The sequence below is a fragment of the Paenibacillus sp. FSL L8-0502 genome (genome assembly GCF_038593055.1).
Lineage (GTDB): Bacteria > Bacillota > Bacilli > Paenibacillales > Paenibacillaceae > Paenibacillus > Paenibacillus polymyxa_D.
The window spans coordinates 2,489,189-2,510,003 of sequence record NZ_CP151958.1; the positions used below are offsets into that span (position 1 = coordinate 2,489,189).

Consider the following 20,815-nt stretch of genomic DNA (forward strand, 5'->3'; position numbering starts at 1 on the left):
ATGACACAGCAAGATGTTCAATTGTTTTCCTTAAGCCAGCCACAGCAACGTATTTGGTATACGGAGCTTTTGTATCCTCATCGGAACACTTCAACAATTATTGCTACTGTAAAGATCAGGGGAACTGTTCGCATAGATGCCTTGCAGCAAGCAATGAATCGGGTAATTGCCCAAAATGATTCTTTTCGTATCAAAATTACTGCTCAGGATGGGATTCCATATCAATATGTAGAGCCATTTACGGCAGAAAGTATAGAAACGATCCAAGTTACCCCGGAAGAAGCGAATGTATGGTTAAAGCATCATAATCCACAGCCGTTCTCATTGTTGGATTCGCAGCTGTACCGATTTGTTATCTTGCAGCTCGGAACAGAAGAAACCTGGTTTAATTTTAAAATGCATCATATTATTTCAGACGGCGTGTCCATGAATCAGGCCATTAATGAAATCACAGGACATTATATGGATATTGTGCATGGTACAGGCCAAGATGCGCCGACCAAAGGCAATCCCTATCTGGATTTTATCCAGGTAGAGCAAAGTTATGAGCAATCAGACCGTTATCAAAAGGACAAAACGTACTGGACGGAAAAGTTTGCCGATTTGCCTGAGACTACAGGTTTGAAATCATATAACCCGCTGACACTGAGTACAGCTGCACGCCGGGAGAGCTTTATACTGGAACATGAGTTGTATCGTGGTGTTACGGCTTTTTGCGAAGAGCATAAAATTAGTATTTTCACGTTCTTCCTGGCGGCTCTGTATATTTATTTGCATAAAGTGACGGGGGAGCAGGACTTAACCGTGGGGACACTCTATGCCAACCGTACGTCTAAGAAGGAAAAGGATACCATCGGTATGTTCGTCAGCACCGTGGCTACGCGTCTGTTGGTCGAACCAGAATCCGAACTGCTGACCTTTCTGCAAGGTGTAGGGAAGGAGCAGGCGTCCATTTTGCGGCATCAGCGTTACCCGTACAACAAAATTATTCAGGATTTGCGTGAACAGCAAAGCAGCCTGGACATTCAGCGTCTGTTTGGTGCTTCCATTCAGTACCGCACCTTGAGTTTCTCCCGGTTTGATGAAGCGATTCAGCAGGTGGATAACGATTTCTGCGGAGATACGGTGAACGACTTCGATATTCACATGGTTGAAATGCTGGATGATGATAGACTCGTGCTGTATCTGGATTATCGTACCGAGCTGTTTAGTGAACAGGAAATTGCTCGAATTATTCGGCAATTTTTGAGTGTGGCGGAGCATATGGTGCAGGGCCCACACAAGCGGATACAGGAATTGTCGCTGATCAGTGAGGAAGAACGGGCGCAAATCGTCGACGTATTCAATGCTACAGCGGTGGAATATCCACACGAAGCAGGCATTCATGAGTTGTTTGAGGAACAGGCTGAACATACACCGAATCAGACAGCAGTTGTGTTTGGAAATGCCCGTTTAACTTATGGCGAACTGAATGTAAAAGCAAATCAACTGGCTCACACGTTGCGCGGACACGGTGTTACCGCCGAGCAAACTGTAGGTATCGTTGCTGAGCGTTCCACGGATATGATCGTCGGCATGTTGGCGATTCTCAAAGCGGGCGGTGCATATGTACCCATTGACCCTGATTATCCGGCTGAACGTGTACGTTACCTGTTGGAAGATTCGGGAGCGAAGTTGTTGCTGGTGCAGCGTGCAGAACAGCAACCGGAGGAATACACCGGAATCGTGCTGGATCTAAGCGATGCTAAGGTGTACGCGGCAGAGGATGACCAAGGCTTGAATACCGTACATGGGGAGCAAAACGAGGCTTATCATGTGGATTATGCCGATTATACAAATCCGAAAAATGAGATTTTAAAGGAATCGTCCTCGTCTGTCGTAGACAGCACTGCTGGGACACAAGAACGTAAATTTGGAAACCGACTAGCTTATTTGATGTACACTTCGGGCACGACGGGACAGCCCAAAGGAGTTATGGTAGAACATCGCAATGTCGTGCGTTTGGTAAAGCATACAAACTATGCGCAACTGGGTGCTGACACGCGCATTTTGCAAACTGGCGCCGTTGTCTTTGACGCGTCCACCTTCGAAATTTGGGGTGCGCTATTGAATGGTGGACAGCTCGTGCTGGTGAGTCAGGATGTTATTTTGGACGCTCCCAAGCTCAAGGAAGCCGTGCGCAACCATGGTATCACGACAATGTGGCTGACTGCGCCGCTCTTTAACCAGCTATCTCAGCAGGACTTGGAGCTGTTCGAGGGGGTAGAAGAACTGCTGGTCGGTGGTGATGTGCTGTCCGTACCGCATATTAACCGGGTACTGGAGGCTCATCCGTCCCTGCGGATTATTAACGGTTATGGTCCGACGGAAAATACAACTTTTTCTACAACTCATACGATTGCCAGCGTGCAATTGGAATCGGTGCCGATTGGGCGTCCGATCCACAACTCCACAGCGTATGTCGTAGACCGTTCCATGCAGCTTCAGCCTGTTGGAGCATGGGGTGAGCTGATCGTCGGCGGTGATGGGGTGGCACGTGGCTACCGGAACCGTCCTGATTTAACGGCTGAAAAATTCGTAGATAGTCCGTTCCGTAGCGGAGAGCGCTGCTACCGTACAGGCGATTTGGTTCGCTGGAATGAGGATGGAACGCTGGAATACAAAGGACGGATCGACGCACAGGTGAAAATCCGGGGCTACCGGATTGAGCTGGGCGAGGTGGAAGCGCAGCTCTTGAAGCTAGATGCGGTACAAGAAGCTGTCGTCATTGCACGTGAGGATGAGCAGGGACAGAAACAACTCTGCGCATATGTAGTCACCCTTGTGGATATCGCGGCTAGTGAGTTGCGAAGCACCTTGAGCCAAGAATTGCCGGGTTATATGGTGCCGTCGTATTTTGTGCAGATGGATCAATTGCCGTTAACACCAAATGGCAAAGTGGATCGTCGGGCGTTGCCGCAACCGGAGGGAAGCGTGGATTCCGGCGAGGATTATGTAGCAGCCCGTAATGAGGTAGAGCGGACATTGGTATCGGTATGGCAATCTGTACTGGGAATCGAACAGATTGGTGTTCTGGATAACTTTTTCCATTTGGGCGGCGACTCGATCAAGGCCATCCAAGTGTCTTCAAGACTGCTGCAAAATGGTTACAAGCTGGAAATGAGGGAGTTGTTCCAGTATCCGACGATTGCTGAGCTGAATGGACGGGTGCAGCGGGTGACCCGCGTTTCCGATCAAGGAGAAGTTAGTGGAACCGTGGCATTGACACCGATTCAACACTGGTTCATTGAACAGCAGCCATCCAATCCTGAGCACTATAACCAGGCTCTGATGCTGCATCGTGAGGATCGACTGGACGAAACGGCGCTTCGTCAGGCACTGCAAAGCATTGTCGAGCATCATGATGCTTTGCGCATCGTATTCCGCCAGAATGCAGACGGTGGGTATGAAGCATGGAACCGAGGCGTGCAAGAAGGAGAGCTGTATAGCCTCGAAGTGGTGGATTACACAAGGGAGTCTGACTTTGCTCATTTGCTGGAGAACAAAGCCAACGAAATCCAAAGCAGCATCCGTCTAGATGAAGGACCGCTGGTAAAGCTGGGTCTGTTCCGTTGCAACGATGGAGACCATTTGTTGGTAGCAATCCATCATTTGGTGGTTGACGGTGTGTCTTGGCGTATTTTGTTGGAGGATTTGGCAACCGGCTATGAACAGGCTTTACGGGGCGAGTCTGTCCGTTTGCCGAATAAAACGGATTCCTTCCGCCTTTGGGCTAATCAGCTGTCAGTTTATGCGAACAGCACAGCATTGGAGAAGGAGCGTGCGTATTGGGAGCAAATTGAGGAAGCAGGGAAAAGCCAGGCATCCTTGCCTAAGGATTACACTCGTAAATCTCAGGCCAAGCCACAGCTTCGCGATGATCGAACGCTGACCGTAGCGTGGACGGTAGAAGAAACAGAACAATTCTTGAAACAAGCTCATCGGGCCTACAATACGGAAGCGAACGACCTCTTACTGACAGCTCTGGGCACTGCAATTCAGGAGTGGGCGGGCATCCGTCAGGTGCTTGTAAATCTGGAGGGTCATGGACGGGAAGCCATTTTGCCGGATATGGATATTACGCGCACAGTCGGTTGGTTTACCAGTCAATTCCCGGTTGTACTCAATATGGGCGAGGATCGGAATGTAGGACGGCGTGTCAAGAACGTCAAAGAAGGGCTGCGCCGTTTGCCGCATAAAGGGATTGGATACGGGATTTTGAGATATCTTGCTAGCGGTGAAGGAGAAGCAGCTTTTGTTGCCGAGCCAGAAATCAGCTTTAACTATCTCGGACAATTCGATCAGGATTTAAAGAATAATGCCTTCCGCATGTCTCCTTATTCCATCGGAGCTTCCATGAGTGACACGTTGACCAAGCGGTATGCTCTGGATATCAACGGCATGATCACGGACGGTGCACTGGAACTGACGATCAGCTACAGCAACAAAATGTTTATGAAAAAATCAATCAAAAAGCTGGCTGATCTGTTGCAGGAGGGCTTACGTGAGGTATTGGCTCACTGTGTGGGTAAAGAGTTGCCGGAGCTGACACCAAGCGACTTGTCCTTCCAAGGACTGACGGCTGGAGAGCTGGATCATATTGTAGAGCAGACGGCTAATGCGGGAGAACTGGAAAACATTTATTCGCTCACACCCATGCAAAAAGGCATTCTGTTCCACGGCTTAATGGAGCCGCAATCCGGGGCGTACTTTGAGCAGGCGACATTTGATCTGCAAGGCAGCTTTCAAGTGGAGGCTTTTGCCGAAAGCCTAAATCAGCTGGTGGATCGCCATCAAATATTCAGAACGAATTTTTATAGCGGATGGAATGAGCAGCCTTTACAGGTGGTGTACCGTCACAAGCACGCCGGGTTCCGTTTTGAAGATGTACGTTCGATGGAACAAGGTGAGCAGGACGCATACATTGCTGATTTTGCTGAACGCGACAAAGCCGAAGGCTTTCATTTCAGCTCAGGCGAGCTGATGCGGGTGTCTATTTTACGTACAGGCGAGGAGTCGTATCGTTTTGTGTGGAGCTTCCATCATATTTTGATGGACGGTTGGTGCTTGTTCCTTGTTGTAGGGGAAGCATTTAATACGTACTTTGCCATCCTCGAAGACCGCAAGCCGGAGCTCGCTCCGGTAACACCATACAGCGAATACATTGAATGGCTGGATCGGCAGGACAACGTGGAGGGTGAACGGTTCTGGAGTGATTATTTTGCTGGCTTTGAGCAGCAGACCGTATTACCGCAGGTAAAACAGCTGGACAGTCACGCTAAAGAATATGAAGCGGACAAGCTTTCGTTTACACTGGGCCACGAAGTGACGGAACGGATGAACAAGCTGGTTAAGCAGAAGCAAGTAACGGTCAATACCCTTCTGCAAGCAGCGTGGGGCGTTGTGCTGCAACGGTATAACAACAGTCGGGATGTTGTATTTGGCAGTGTCGTATCCGGCAGATCAGCGGATATTCCGGGCATCGATAAAATGATTGGTTTGTTCATTAATACGGTTCCTGTACGAGTTCACAGTGAGAAAGATATGACGTTTGCTGCGTTAATGAAGCAGATACAGGAGCAGGCACTGGCTTCCCGTGCCTATGAAACCTATCCGTTGTATGAAATTCAGGCCCTAACAGAGCAGAAACAGGACCTGGTGAACCATATTATGGTGTTTGAAAACTACCCGGTGGAACAGCGCATGGAGCAAATGGGCAGTCGTGGCACGAATGGCTTTACGATTGCAAATGCTTCCGTGTCGGAGCAAACGAACTATGATTTCAACATTACGGTTGTGCCGGGCGATGAAATTCATGTCCATTTGGAGTACAACGCGCAAGTATTGGAACGCACGGCTGTAGAGCAAATCCGCGAGCATTTGCTGCATATGATTGAAGAAGCGATTAACAGACCAGATGCGCTGGTAGATGAACTTGAGCTGGTGACTGCTGCGGAAAAAGCAAAAATCATCGATGGTTTTGGATCCGTGGGCGTAGCTGCATGGAGTGATGAAAAGCAATCAGAAGGGTTGTTCCACGTCTATGTGGAAGAACAAGCGCAGCTTGTGCCGGATCATGTGGCAGTGGTATACGAGGAGCGGCAGCTTACGTACCGCGAGCTGAACGAGCGTGGGAATCAACTTGCTCGTAGATTGCGAAAGGAAGGCATTGGGCGTGAATCCATTGTTGGTATTTTGAGCGAGCGATCGGTGGACATGATGGTCGGCGTACTGGCGGTGTGGAAGGCCGGCGGTGCATACGTGCCACTGGATGCAGATTATCCTTCAGAACGTATCCGCTTTATGCTCGAGGACAGCGGCGCTACGGTGCTGCTTACGCAAACAGGTTTGCAGGAACGCGCGCAAGCATGGCTGGAGGAGAGCCGACAGGTCTTGGCCGGTGGGCAGTCTGAGGGCGAGTTGGAAATAGCGGCTGGCGCTGAAACGATGGAAAGAGGCAGCCTGAGTGAAGGCGTAAGTTTTAAATTAGATTCGAGTTCTGACAACGAAGAAGCATCCGAACCGGCAACAGGGCTGCGTCTGCGTACTGTATTGGCGCTGGACGATGAGTCGTTGTACACCGGAGATGCCACGGATGTGGAACATATCAACGAGCCGCAGGATCTGGCATATGTGATCTACACCTCCGGTACAACGGGACGTCCGAAGGGTGTCATGATCGAGCATCACAGTTTGGTAAACACAGCTGTGGCATACCGACGGGATTACCGTTTGAACCAGTTCCCGGTACGGCTGCTGCAACTGGCAAGCTTCTCCTTCGACGTGTTCGTCGGCGATATCGCGCGGGCGCTCTATAACGGTGGCACGATGGTCATCTGCCCGAAAGACGACCGCATTGATCCAAGCCGTCTGTATGGCTGGATTCACGATTATCAGATTACGGTGTTCGAATCCACACCGGCTTTAATCGTACCGTTTATGCAGCATGTGCATGAACAGGGCCTTGACATGAGCAGTCTGGAACTGCTGATCACCAGCTCGGATAGCTGCAGCGTGACGGATTATCGGGTGCTGCAAGAACGGTTTGGCGCAGATATTCGCATTATGAACAGCTATGGCGTCACGGAAGCGACGATTGACTCCAGCTTCTACGACGAAGAACTGTCAAAGCTGCCAAGTAGCGGCAGTGTGCCGATTGGTCAGGCATGGCTGAACGCACGCTTCTACATCGTGGACAGCCAGCTGAATCCGGTGCCGATCGGCGTACTGGGCGAGCTGTGCATTGGCGGTGCTGGAGTGGCACGTGGATACCTGAACCGCCCAGACCTGACGGCCGAGAAATTCGTGGCGAATCCGTATGTAGCCGGTGAACGATTGTACCGCACAGGTGACCTGGCGCGGTGGATGCCAGACGGCAATGTGGACTTTATCGGTCGGATGGACTACCAGGTCAAAATCCGGGGCTACCGGATTGAGCTGGGCGAGATTGAAACGGCGATCCAGCGGGTACCGGGTGTGCGTCAAGCCGTAGTCATCGACCGGACGGATGAGCGTGGACACAAGTACTTGTGCGGGTACATCACGGGAGAAGCTGAGCTGCGGATCGAGGAAGTACAAGCAGAACTGGAATCCGGGTTACCAGCGCATATGGTGCCAGCACGCTTGATGCGACTGGAGACGATTCCGCTGACCAGCAACGGCAAAATCGATCGCAAGGCCTTGCCGGAACCGGAGGGAAGCATCCATACGGGTGCAGCCTATGTGGCACCACGTACTACGGCAGAGCAAGTACTGGCTGCAGTGTGGGCCGGAGTACTCGGCGTGGAAGCGGTAGGCACGCAGGATAACTTCTTTGAACTGGGCGGCGATTCGATCAAAGCACTGCAAGTATCGTCCCGCTTGCTGCAAGCAGGCTATCGATTGAACATGAAGGATCTCTTCAGCAATCCGACGGTAGCGGCGCTCAGTCCTTTGCTTCGTACAGATGGTAAGATGGCCAGTCAGGAAGAAGCAGTAGGCAAGGTAGATCTGACACCCATTCAGCGATGGTTCTTCGAGCAGCAGCCTGCTGATCTGCACCACAGCAATCAGGCGATGATGCTGTACCGAGCTGGGCGCTTTGACGTCAACGCGCTACGCCGTACAATGGACCGTATTGTCCAGCATCATGACGCATTGCGCACGGTATTCCGTGAGACGGAGCAAGGCTATGCAGCTTGGAACCGCAGTGTAGAGGAAGGCGAGCTATACACGCTGGACATTGTAGATTTTAGTGGAGTTGAAGACGAATCCACCGCTGTAGAAGCTAAGGCGAGTGAAATTCAAGCCAGCATTCATTTGAGCGAGGGGCCGCTGGTGAAGCTCGGTCTGTTCCACTGCGCTGAGGGCGACCATTTGCTAATCGTCATTCATCATTTGGTTGTGGACGGCGTATCGTGGCGTATTTTGCTGGAGGATTTGGCATCCGGTTATGAGCAGGCTGTTGCAGGTAAAACAGGCACAGCTATTCGGCTGCCGCATAAAACAGATTCATTCCAGGTATGGGCCGAGCAGCTGTCGGCCTATGCGAATAGCGCGACGATGGAGCGGGAGCTTGCTTACTGGCAGCATATCGAACAAGCAGAAGCCAGTCTTGCGAAGCCTTTGCCAAAGGATTTTGCGAATGACAATGCACTGCTTGGGGACAGTGAGGTTGTGACGGTCCGCTGGACGAAGCAGGAAACCGAGCAGTTGCTCAAACAAGCTCATCGCGCATACAACACGGAAATGAATGACCTGCTGCTGGCTGCGCTCGGAAAAGCCGTATATGACTGGTCTGGTTCTGAACGGGTGCTGGTCAACCTGGAGGGCCATGGACGGGAAGCTATTGTACCGGATGTGGATATTACGCGGACAGTCGGTTGGTTTACGAGCCAGTTCCCGGTTGTACTGGATGGAAGTCTGGGACAAGGGGGGAATACGGCTCGTCTGATCAAACGGGTCAAGGAAGGGCTGCGTCATATTCCGCAGAAAGGCATCGGCTATGGTATTTTACGATACCTGTCGGATACGAATGTTCTGGAGAAAGCAGGCGTGCAGTTAAAGGCTCAGCCTGAGATCAGTTTTAACTATTTGGGCCAATTCGATCAGGATTATAAAGGCAATGATCTGGAGCCTTCCTCCTATTCCATCGGTGTGCCTGTCAGCACGAATGCGGCTATGGATTTTGCACTGGATATCAATGGAGTCATCGAGGATGGAGAACTGATTTTCACGATTCGCTACGGTACAACGCAATTCCGTCATGAGACGATTGCACGACTTGGAGAGCTGCTGGCATCCGGCTTGCGTGAGGTGATTCATCATTGTGTCGCTCAAGAAAGAACGGTGCTGACCCCAAGTGATGTCCTGTTAAATCATGTAACACTGGATGAGCTGGAGCAATTGGTGAAGGATACGCAAGATATGGGTGAGCTGGAAAATGTGTATGCTTTGACGCCGATGCAAAAGGGCATGCTCTTCTTCAGTCTGATGGATGAAAATTTGGCAGCTTATTTTGAACAGGCCACCTTTGAGTTGAACGGTCGTTTTGATGTGGTTGCTTTTGGTAAAAGCTTTGATCTGCTCGTGCAGCGTCATGAGGCATTGCGGACGAACTTTATCAGTTCATGGAAGGATGAGCCTGTACAGGTCGTCTTCCGCAACCGTAGCGGACAAATATATTATGAAGACTTGCGCGGACTAGAAAAAGAGGAACGAGAAGCTCGTGTTGAAGCTTTTGCCATCGAGGACAAAGCGAAAGGATTCAATCTCGCAGAGGATGCACTCATTCGTGTCTCCATTTTGCAAACGGGGGATGAAACGTATCACTTTGTTTGGAGCTTCCATCACATTTTGATGGATGGCTGGTGCTTGTCCTTTATGACACAGGAGGTATTTGGCAGCTATCTGACACTGCGCGCCGGTCATGAGCCAGCGCTGGAGCCTGTCACGCCGTTCAGTCGATTTATCGAATGGCTGGAACGTCAGGACCGTGAGGCAGCTTTGCAATATTGGCGTGGGTATCTGGCGGACTATGAGCAGCAAATTACGCTTCCTCAGCAAAAAACACAGCCGAAATCGATGCAAGCCGGGCTATATGTCGCTGAAGATCTGGAATGTGACTTCCAGCCAGAGCTGGTTGCTCAGATCGAACGGGTAGCGAAGCAAAATCAGGTCACGATCAATACGCTGATTCAGACCGTATGGGGCGTTCTGTTGCAAAAATATAACAACAGTACGGATATCGTGTTTGGCAGCGTTGTGTCCGGTCGTCCAGGGGATATTCCAGGTGTGGAGCACATGATCGGGCTATTTATTAATACAATTCCAGTGCGTGTGCAGTCTGAACCAGGTGAAAGTTTTGTCGAGCTGATGAGACGAACACAGCGGCAGGCGCTGGCTTCCAATGGTTATGATGCGTTCCCGCTGTATGAAATTCAAGCACTGACCGAGCAGAAGCAGGATTTGATCAATCATATTATGATATTTGAAAATTATCCGGTGGAGCAGCAGGTAGAGCAGCTGGGCAGTGAAGGACAGGAACCATTTACAATTTCGAATGTGGTGGCTACAGAGCAAACGAACTACGATCTAAACGTCGTCGTGATGCCAGGAGAAGGTATCAAGATTCGTTTTATGTATAACACGCTCAGCTTTGATCAAGCAGGTATTGAGCGCTTGTATGGACATTTTGCACGTTTGCTGGAGCAAATTTCGCTCAACCCGCATGTTCGGGTGGAAGAGCTGGAACTACTCACAGCAGCAGAAAAACAACAGATTACAGCGGCCTTTAATGACACCGCTTGTGCATTTCCGTCCCATCAGACGATTCATCAGCTGTTCGAGGATCAGGTGGAGTGTACGCCGGATCAGGTAGCATTGGTGTTTGGACATCAGCGTCTGACATATCGGGAGCTGAATGAACGTGCCAATTCATTGGCTCGAATGCTTCAAGCCCAGGGAGTAGGACCTGACAAACTGGTCGGTCTGATGGTGCAGCGTTCCGTGGAAATGATCGTAGGTCTGCTGGCTGTGCTAAAAGCAGGCGGTGCTTATGTGCCGATTGATCCCGAATTTCCATCCTCTCGTATTGCATACATGCTGGAAGACAGCGAGGCCGCAGTGCTTCTGACCCGTCGTGAACTGGCAGAAGAACACCATTGCCATGCCAATACCCTGTTTCTTGAGGATGCCGCATTGTATCAGGGAGAAAGTAGCAACCTGGAGACGATTGCCCGCCCAGAGCATTTGGCTTATGTCATCTATACGTCGGGTTCGACTGGAAATCCGAAAGGAGTTATGCTCCAGCATCGCTCGGTCCTCAACTTTATTACTGGGATGCGCGAAGTCATTGATTTTGAAGCGAGCCAAACCATGTTGTCACTGACGACCATTTCATTCGATATTTTCGTATTGGAAACCATTCTCCCCCTGTTGGGTGGAATGACGGTTGTGCTTGGCGACAGCCAGCATCAGGTGAATCCTCAGGCGCTGGGTGAGTTGATTACTCAACATTCGATTGAGATGTTGCAAATGACCCCATCCCGGTTACAAATGCTGTTGAGTCATGAAGCAGGCTCGCGCGTGCTGCAAAGCGTGAAGGCAATTATGGTTGGGGGCGAAGCTCTTCCGTCCAAGCTGCTCGCAGCACTGCAAGAGATAGACGGTCCCCGTATTTATAACATGTACGGACCTACAGAAACGACGGTGTGGTCGGCCGTGCAGGAACTGACCCATGCTCAGCATATTAATATTGGACGTCCTATTGCGAATACCCAAATCTATATCATGAATGCGAGTGGAGAATTGCAGCCCGTCGGTGTGCCGGGCGAGTTATGTATTGCCGGGGAAGGATTGGCCCGTGGGTATTGGAAACGTGAAGAACTGACGGCCGAGAAATTTGTGATTAATCCGTTTGCTGGGGGTAAGGCAGGCCATGAGCGGATGTACCATACAGGCGATTTGGCGAGATGGACGCCGGACGGCAACATTGAATATTTGGGGCGGATGGACCATCAGGTGAAAATTCGGGGCTACCGAATCGAACTGGGCGAGATCGAATCGCAGCTGTTGCAGGTGGAGTCGGTACAAGAAGCGGTCATCATGGCTCGTGGGGACGAAACGGGTCAAACACAGCTCGTGGCGTACTATGTGGCGAGTCAAGAACTGGGAGCCGGTGAGCTGAGACATGAGCTGGGACAAGAACTGCCAAGCTATATGATGCCGTCGTATTTCATCTGGTTGGAGCAGATGCCGCTGACACCGAACGGTAAAATCGACCGCAAGTCCCTGCCAGCACCGGAAGGCAATCTGCACAGCGGTGCGGATTATGTAGCGCCACGCACTGCACCGGAACGAGCGCTTGTAGCGGTCTGGCAGTCCGTCCTGGGTGTGCCAACCGTCGGTATGTTGGACAATTTCTTTGATCTGGGTGGCGATTCGATCAAGGCGATTCAAATCGTATCGCGTGCATTCCAGGCCGGCTACAAGCTGGACATGAAGGATTTGTTCCGCTATCCCATCGTCGCAACCCTGGCATCGCATATGCATGAGGTCAGTCGTATGGCAGATCAGGGAGAAGTAAGCGGAGAAACGGCGTTGCTTCCGATCCAGCACGAGTTCTTTGCGCAGGAGCAAGTGGATGCGTATCATTTTAATCAGGCGGTTATGCTGCACCGGGAGCAGGGGTTTGACGAGTCGGCTCTGCGTCAGGCGCTTGGCAAGCTGACAAAGCATCATGATGCTTTGCGGATGGTGTTCAGCAAGACAGAACAAGGCTATCAAGCATGGAGTCGCGGAATACAGGAAGGTGAGCTGTATCATCTGGATGTGGTGGACTTTACGAACTTGACGGATAAAGCCACGCTCAGCGCAGCCATTGAGGCGAAAGCCAGTGAAATTCAAAGGAGTATCCAACTGCATGAAGGGCCGCTGTTTAAAGCAGGTTTGTTCCACTGTGTAGATGGCGATCATCTCCTGATGGCGATTCACCATTTGGTCGTGGACGGGGTATCCTGGCGTATTTTGTTTGAGGATTTGGCTACTGCCTATGAACAGGCCGTTCATCAGAAAGTGCTTCAGCTGCCGGACAAAACGGATTCATTCCGTTCCTGGTCACAAAAACTTTCCAAGTATGCGAATAGCACAGCCATGGACAGTGAGCACGCCTACTGGGAGCAATGGAACGCAGTCGCTTTGTCTGACCAAGTACGATTGCCTGAGGATCAAGCGCAGGCTGACTCATTTACTTTGGCTGACACCGATACAGTGGTCTTCCAGCTTACGGAAGAAGAGACAGAGAGACTATTGAAGCAAGCGCACCGCGCGTACAACACGGAAGTGAACGATCTGTTGCTGACGGCTTTGGGCATGATGCTGTACACATGGACCGGCCATGAACGTAGCCTGATCAATCTGGAGGGACACGGACGTGAGAACATTTTACCGGATACGGATCTTTCTCGTACGGTAGGCTGGTTTACGAGTCCATATCCGGTATGGCTGGACATCGGTCGTGATCCAGCTTTGTCGGGACGCATCAAACAGGTCAAAGAGAGTCTGCGTGATATTCCGAATCAAGGAATGGGCTACGGAATTTGGAGATATTTGAGTGAATCTGGCCAAGCCATGGGTCAGCAAGCAGATGCACTGAATCTTGCTCAACATCAAGCTTTTGCTGAGCCGCAAGTGAGCTTTAACTATCTCGGACAGTTTGATCAGGACTTGCAAAACAACGATCTGCGTAGGTCTCCTTATTCGATGGGATCGGTCGTTAGTGACCGGACGAAGATGAAATTTGCGCTCGATGTGAGCGGAATCGTAACGAACGGCATCCTGGAACTGGACATTCGGTATAACAGCAAAGCCTTCCGTAAAGATACGGTCCAAATGTTAGCCAACCTGTTGAAATCCAATCTGCTTGAAGTTATCGAGCATTGTGTTACACGAGATCGGATCGAATTAACTCCAAGTGATGTACTGTTCAAAGGTCTGACCCTGGAGCAATTAGATACGATTAAGGAGCAGACCAAGACGGTTGGGGAATTGGAAAATGTGTACCCGTTAACTCCCATGCAAAAGGGTATGCTGTTCCACAGTCTAATGAATGCAGAAACAGGCGTGTATTTTGAGCAGGCGACCTTTGATCTGGAGGGCCACTTGGAGCCTTCCCTATTCGAGGAAAGCTTGAATCTGCTGGTGAGCCGGCATGCTATATTACGGACGAATTTCTACAGCGGCTGGCATGGACAACCCTTGCAAATCGTCTATCGTCATAAAAGTCCGATCTTCCATTATCAGGATGTCAGAGGGCGTGAACATGCTGTAGCTGAGTTTGTGGTTCAAGATAAAGCTCGAGGCTTTGATCTAAGCAAGGATGCGCTTATGCGAGTATCCGTCTTCCGCACGGGTGAAAGCTCATACCGTTTTGTATGGAGCTTCCATCATATTGTGATGGACGGCTGGTGCCTGTCCCTGATGACGGACGAAGTGTTTGGTGCCTATGCTGCCTTGCTGGAGAATAAGCAGCCAGAGCTCGCACCTGTCAAGCCGTATAGTGACTATATCGAATGGTTGGAACATCAAGATGCACAGGAAGCGACCCGTTATTGGAGTGACTATTTGGCAGGTTTTGAGCAGCGAACCTTGTTGCCTGGTGAGAATACGCATGTTTCTGTGGCAGAACGAGATGACGACACAAACAGAAGCGGTCAAAGTTCAAATTCTGGCTATGTTTTGGAAAAACTGCCATTTATGTTGGGTAAAGAACGGAGTGCCGCATTAAACCAAATGGCCAAGCAACAACATGTCACGATTAACACCTTGCTGCAAAGTGTGTGGGGCGTTATTTTACAGCAATACAATAATAATCAGGATGTTGTGTTTGGTGGTGTGGTATCCGGTCGTCCGGCAGACATTCCAGGTGTGGAGAACATGATTGGATTGTTTATCAACACCATACCGGTTCGGATTCAAAGTGAACGGAATGCTACATTTGCTGAAGTATTGCAGCGCACACAGGAACAGGCTTTGGCCTCCAGTGTCTATGATACGTTTCCGCTCTACGATATTCAGGCACGGACTGAACAAAAACAAGACCTGATTCATCACATCATGGTCTTTGAAAACTACCCGATTGGGCAGCAGATGAAGCAGATGGGCGGTTCCGGCGAGACAAAGGCACAAACTGGCTTCTCTATTGCCAATGTGGCACTTGCCGAGCAAACCAACTACGATTTCAACCTGATTGTCGTGCCTGACGAAGATATCTCTATCCTACTTGAATACAATGCGCTGGTGTATAACCGGTCTGCAATGGAGCGTATCCAGGGTCATATCGACCACGTCATCGGACAAATCGTAGACAACCCAAATATCCGTGTGAATGAGCTGGCATTGGTGACCCCGCAAGAACAGGCACAGATCGTTCAGGTCTGGGGCGATACGGCGGCAGCCTATCCGCAGGATCAAACGCTAAGCAGTCTGTTTGAGCAGCAGGCAGCGAACACGCCGGAGCAAGTGGCGGTGTTGTACGGAGCGGAATCGTTGACCTACGCTGAGCTGAATGAGCGCGCGAACCGTTTGGCTCGGACGCTGCGTGCGGAAGGTGTTGAACCGGATCAGCCCGTGGGCATTCTGGTCCACCGCTCGCTGGACATGATCGTAGGCATCTACGCGATCCTCAAGGCAGGCGGAGCCTATGTGCCAATCGATCCGGAATATCCGGCCGACCGCATCCGCTTTATGCTGGAGGACTCGGGCGCGAAGCTGGTGCTGACGCAATCGCATCTGGCGGAGCAAGCATCGCTGAGTTTCAACGGCCAGGTGCTGGTACTGGACCGCGAGAACATCTATCACGAAGATGGCTCGAATCTGGAGCCTCTGGCGGGGCCGCACCATGTTGCGTACGTCATCTATACCTCTGGCTCCACCGGAAAACCGAAGGGTGTGATGGTGGAGCACCATTCCGTGCTGAACCGGATTTTGTGGATGCATGATCGTTACGGCTTGAGTGCGGAAGATACGATCCTACAAAAGACCGCTTTCACCTTCGACGTGTCAGTGTGGGAGCTGTTCTGGTGGTCGATGGTCGGCTCGAAGGTAAGCCTGTTGTCCGTGGGCGGGGAAAAGAACCCGGAAGAGATCGTCGACACGATTGCCCGCGATGGCGTAACCACGATGCACTTTGTACCCGCTATGCTGCATGCGTTTCTGGAGTACGTGGAGCAGCAGCCACGGGAAGTGATGCAAGCGAAGCTGGGCACGCTGCGCCATGTCTTTGCCAGTGGTGAAGCATTGCCACCACAGCATGTGGCCCGGTTCCAACAGCTTGTATCGAGCCTGACCGGAGCGAAGCTGATCAACCTGTATGGACCAACCGAAGCGACGGTGGACGTATCGTACTTCGATTGCGAGCCGGATGAGGAATATGCGGTGATTCCCATCGGGAAACCGATTCAGAATATTCGTCTATACATTGTGAAGGAAGGCACGGAACAAATGCAGCCGATTGGGGTTGCGGGTGAGCTGTGTATCGGCGGTGTCGGCGTAGCCCGAGGTTATCTGAACCGTCCAGAGTTGACGACCGAGAAATTTGTAACTGATCCGTTTTCGGGTGGTGAAGCAGGCTATGAACGGATGTATCGCACCGGCGATTTGGCGAGATGGATGCCGGACGGCAACATTGAATATCTGGGCCGGATCGACCATCAGGTGAAAATCCGGGGCTACCGGATTGAGCTGGGCGAGGTGGAATCGCAGCTGCTCCAAGTGGAATCGGTACGCGAAGCCGTCGTCATGGCTCGTGCGGCTGAAACGGGCCAAAAACAAATGGTGGCGTACTATGTTGCGGGGCAAGAGATCGGTGCCAGCGAGCTGAGAAGTGAGCTAGGCCGGGAGCTGCCAAGCTACATGGTACCGTCCTACTTTGTACAGCTGGAGCAGATGCCGCTGAGTCCAAATGGCAAAATTGACCGCAAGGCCCTGCCAGCACCGGAAGGCAGCCTGCAAACTGGAGCTGATTATGCAGAGCCGCGTACGGCGCAAGAACGCGCACTGGTAGCGGTCTGGCAGTCGGTACTGGGGCTGCAGACAGTCGGTATTTTGGACAATTTCTTTGATCTAGGCGGCGATTCCATCAAAGCCATCCAAATCGCATCGCGTACGTTCCAGGCCGGTTATAAGCTGGACATGAAGGATTTGTTCCAGTATCCAACGGTTGCAACACTGGCACCGCATATGCATGAGGTCAGCCGTATGGCAGATCAAGGAGAAGTGAGCGGGGAAACCGCGTTGCTACCGATCCAGCATTGGTTCTTTGCGCAGGAGCGCGAGCGTCCGCAGCACTTTAATCAAGCGGTCATGCTCTATCGCGCTGAGGGCTTTAACGAGGCAGTGGTTCGGCAAGTCATGGATCACCTTGTGAAGCATCATGATGCGCTTCGTACGGTTTTCCGTCAGGATTCCTCTGGTTATACGGCTTGGACACGCAGTGTAGATGAAGGCGCGTTGTATACGCTGGAAACCGAAGACTACCGTGAACAAGTAGCCTATGCGGAAGCGCTGGAAGCGAAGGCAAATGAAATTCAAAGCAGCATTCACCTGTCCGAAGGACCGCTGGTGAAGCTGGGATGGTTCCGCACAGCCGAAGGCGACCATCTGCTAATCGCCATTCACCACTTGGTGGTGGACGGAGTGTCGTGGCGGATTCTGTTCGAAGATTTCTCGACAGGCTACGAGCAGGCGAGCAAGGGTGAGCCTGTACGATTGCCCTATAAAACGGATTCCTTCCAAGCATGGGCACGGGAGTTGTCGTCTTACGCCAACCGCCCTGAGGCTGCCTCGGATGAAGTTTATTGGAAGCAGCTGGAACAGGCCAAAGCGGAAGCCGCACCGCTGCCTAAGGATTTTACCTACGAGGGCTCCTTAAACGCAGACAGCGAAGTGCTGACGGTAGAGTGGACCGAAGCTGAAACGCAGCAACTGTTAAAGCAGGTCCATCGCGCCTACAACACCGAGGTCAATGATTTGCTGCTGACCGCGCTGGGACTGGCGGTGCACAATTGGACAGGCGCAGGACAGGTACTGGTGAATCTGGAGGGCCATGGCCGGGAAGCGATCCTGCCAGAGGTGGATATTACACGTACCGTAGGTTGGTTTACGAGCTTGTATCCAGTGCTGCTGGAGACCGGCAAGGAAATGACACTGGCTCAGCGGATTAAAGAAACGAAGGAAGGCCTGCGCCGGATTCCGCATAAAGGGCTGACCTATGGAACTTGGCGCTACTTGTCTCCTGCGTCTGCATCGGATGAAGCGCATACGATTGCAGCAGAACCGGAAATCAGCTTTAACTATTTGGGTCAGGTCGATCAGGATCTACAAAACAGTGGAATCGCATTGTCACCCTATAGTGCAGGGGAGACAGAGGATGCACATTCACCGCTGCAATATACGCTGGATTTAAACGCGATGATCTCGGAAGGCACGCTGCGCTTGACGATTGCTTACAGCCGTAAGCAGTATCGTAAAGAAACGCTGGAACGTGTGGCAGGACTGCTTCAATCCGCTTTGCAAGAGGTGATTACGCATTGCGTCGCTCAGGAACAGCCGGAACTGACCCCGAGTGATGTATCCTTCAAAGGTCTGACGACTAGAGAACTGGAACAAATTGCGAAACAGGCGGCACATACCGGTGATTTGGAAAATGTATACGCACTGACGCCGATGCAAAAGGGGATGCTCTTTTATAATCTGATGGATTCGCAATCAGGAGCTTATTTTGAACAGGCCTCCTTTGATCTGCGAGGACATTTTAATATCGCTGCATTTGCGGCCAGTTTGGATGTTTTAATGCAGCGGCATACGGTACTGCGCACGAACTTCTACAGCGGCTGGCAGGATGAACCGCTTCAGGTTGTGTACCGCAATAAGCGCAGTGAACTGTATGTGGAAGATTTGCGGGATATGAAGGACGAGCAGCAAAACGAATACATGCTCGAATTTACGCGTAAAGACAAGCAAAGAGGCTTTGACCTAGCACAAGACGCCTTGATGCGTGTCGCTGTGTTGCGCACAGGTGAGGAGACGTACCGTTTTGTATGGAGCTTCCATCATATCGTGATGGATGGCTGGTGCTTGTCGCTGGTGACCAACGAAGTGTTTGCGAGCTATTTTGCGATCCTGGCCCATAAACAACCGGAACTGGCCCCTGTAACGCCGTACAGTCAATATATCGAATGGCTGGAGCAGCAGGATCGTCAGGCCGCATCAAGCTACTGGAGCAAGGTTCTGGAAGGATATGAGGAGCAGTCTCGTTTGCCACAGGCTAAAATTCAGGGCAAAACGGGGTATCAGTCGGAGCGTTTAGATTTTGATTTGGGCGCGGATCTCACAGCTGGTATTCAGCGCATAGCCAAGCGTTATCAGGTGACGATCAATACGTTGATGCAGACCGTTTGGGGCCTTTTGCTGCAAAAATATAATGGCACCGATGATGTCGTGTTTGGCAGCGTGGTATCTGGACGTCCGGCAGACATTCCGAATGTGGAGCACATCATTGGTCTGTTTATCAATACGATTCCGGTGCGTATCCGCAGTCAAGTGGACAGTTTATTCTCCGATGTGATGAAGCAAACCCAGGAGCAATCGATCGATTCCCATGTCTATGATACGTATCCGTTGTATGAAATTCAGGGACTGTCGGAGCTTAAGCAGGATTTGATCAATCATATTCTTATTTTTGAGAACTATCCGGTCGAGGAACAAATCGAGCAATTAGGCAGCGGTGATGAGTCCAGCTTCACGATCACCGGAGCCGAGTCTGTCGAGCAGACCAACTATGACTTTAACCTGGTGGTACTGCCCGGGAACACCATTCACATGAGCTTTGGCTATAATGCCCTGGCCTTTGAACGGGAAAGTGTAGAGCAAGTCCGAGGCCATCTGGTGCAACTGCTGGAGCAGGTGACTGCGAATCCGGACATCCGTGTACATGAGCTGGATATGTTAAGCGAGCAGGAGCGCGAGCAAATCGTTAAGGTTTGGGGGAATACAGCAGCAACCTATGCAAGCGAGCAAACGATCCATGGCTTGTTCGAGACGCAAACGGCGCAGACACCGGAGCAGACAGCCTTGTTCTTTGAAGGAGAAACGCTGACTTATCGCGAGCTGAATGAACGCGCCAATCGCCTGGCTCGTACCTTGCGCAGTCAAGGCGTGACGAAGGATCGTTTGGTGGGTCTGATGACTGAGCGGTCGGTGGATATGATCGTGGGCATCTTCGGGATTTTAAAAGCCGGAGGCGCATATGTGCCTATCGATCCAACCTACCCGGAAGAGCGTATCCGCTATATGCTGGACGACTCGGGGGCGAAGCTGCTGTTGACACAAAGTCATCTGGTGGACAAAGCAGTTATCGATGGTCAAGTGCTGGTATTGGATGGAGCGCAAACGGTGTATCACAAGGATGGTTCTAATCTGGAGCGGTGGTCCGGTCCGAACGATTTGGCGTATGTGATTTATACATCGGGGACCACAGGACAGCCGAAGGGCGTCATGCTGGAGCATCATGGGCTGTGCAATCTGAAAACGTATTTTGATCAGACGCTTCGAATCCGCACGTCGGATCATGCGTTGCTGTTCGCTAGCTATTCGTTTGATGCGGCTTGCTGGGAAATCTTCCAAGCGCTGTTCTGCGGAGCCACGTTATATGTGCCAACGACAGAGACGATTTTGAACTACGAGCGGTTTGAGCAATATATGGCGAATCACCGGATTACGGTGGCCGCTTTGCCGCCGA

1 protein-coding gene (only partly in view) is annotated in these 20,815 nt (G+C 51.3%); it reads left to right on the forward strand.

All coding sequences use genetic code 11. The features are described from left to right. Positions 1 to 20,815: the 5' end (the start) of a non-ribosomal peptide synthase/polyketide synthase gene (locus tag NSQ57_RS11315; RefSeq protein ID WP_342426031.1), read on the forward strand. 21,440 nt of this gene lie beyond the right edge of the window; the window shows 20,815 of its 42,255 coding nt (coding positions 1-20,815); it begins with the start codon at positions 1 to 3; its stop codon lies beyond the right edge, outside the window.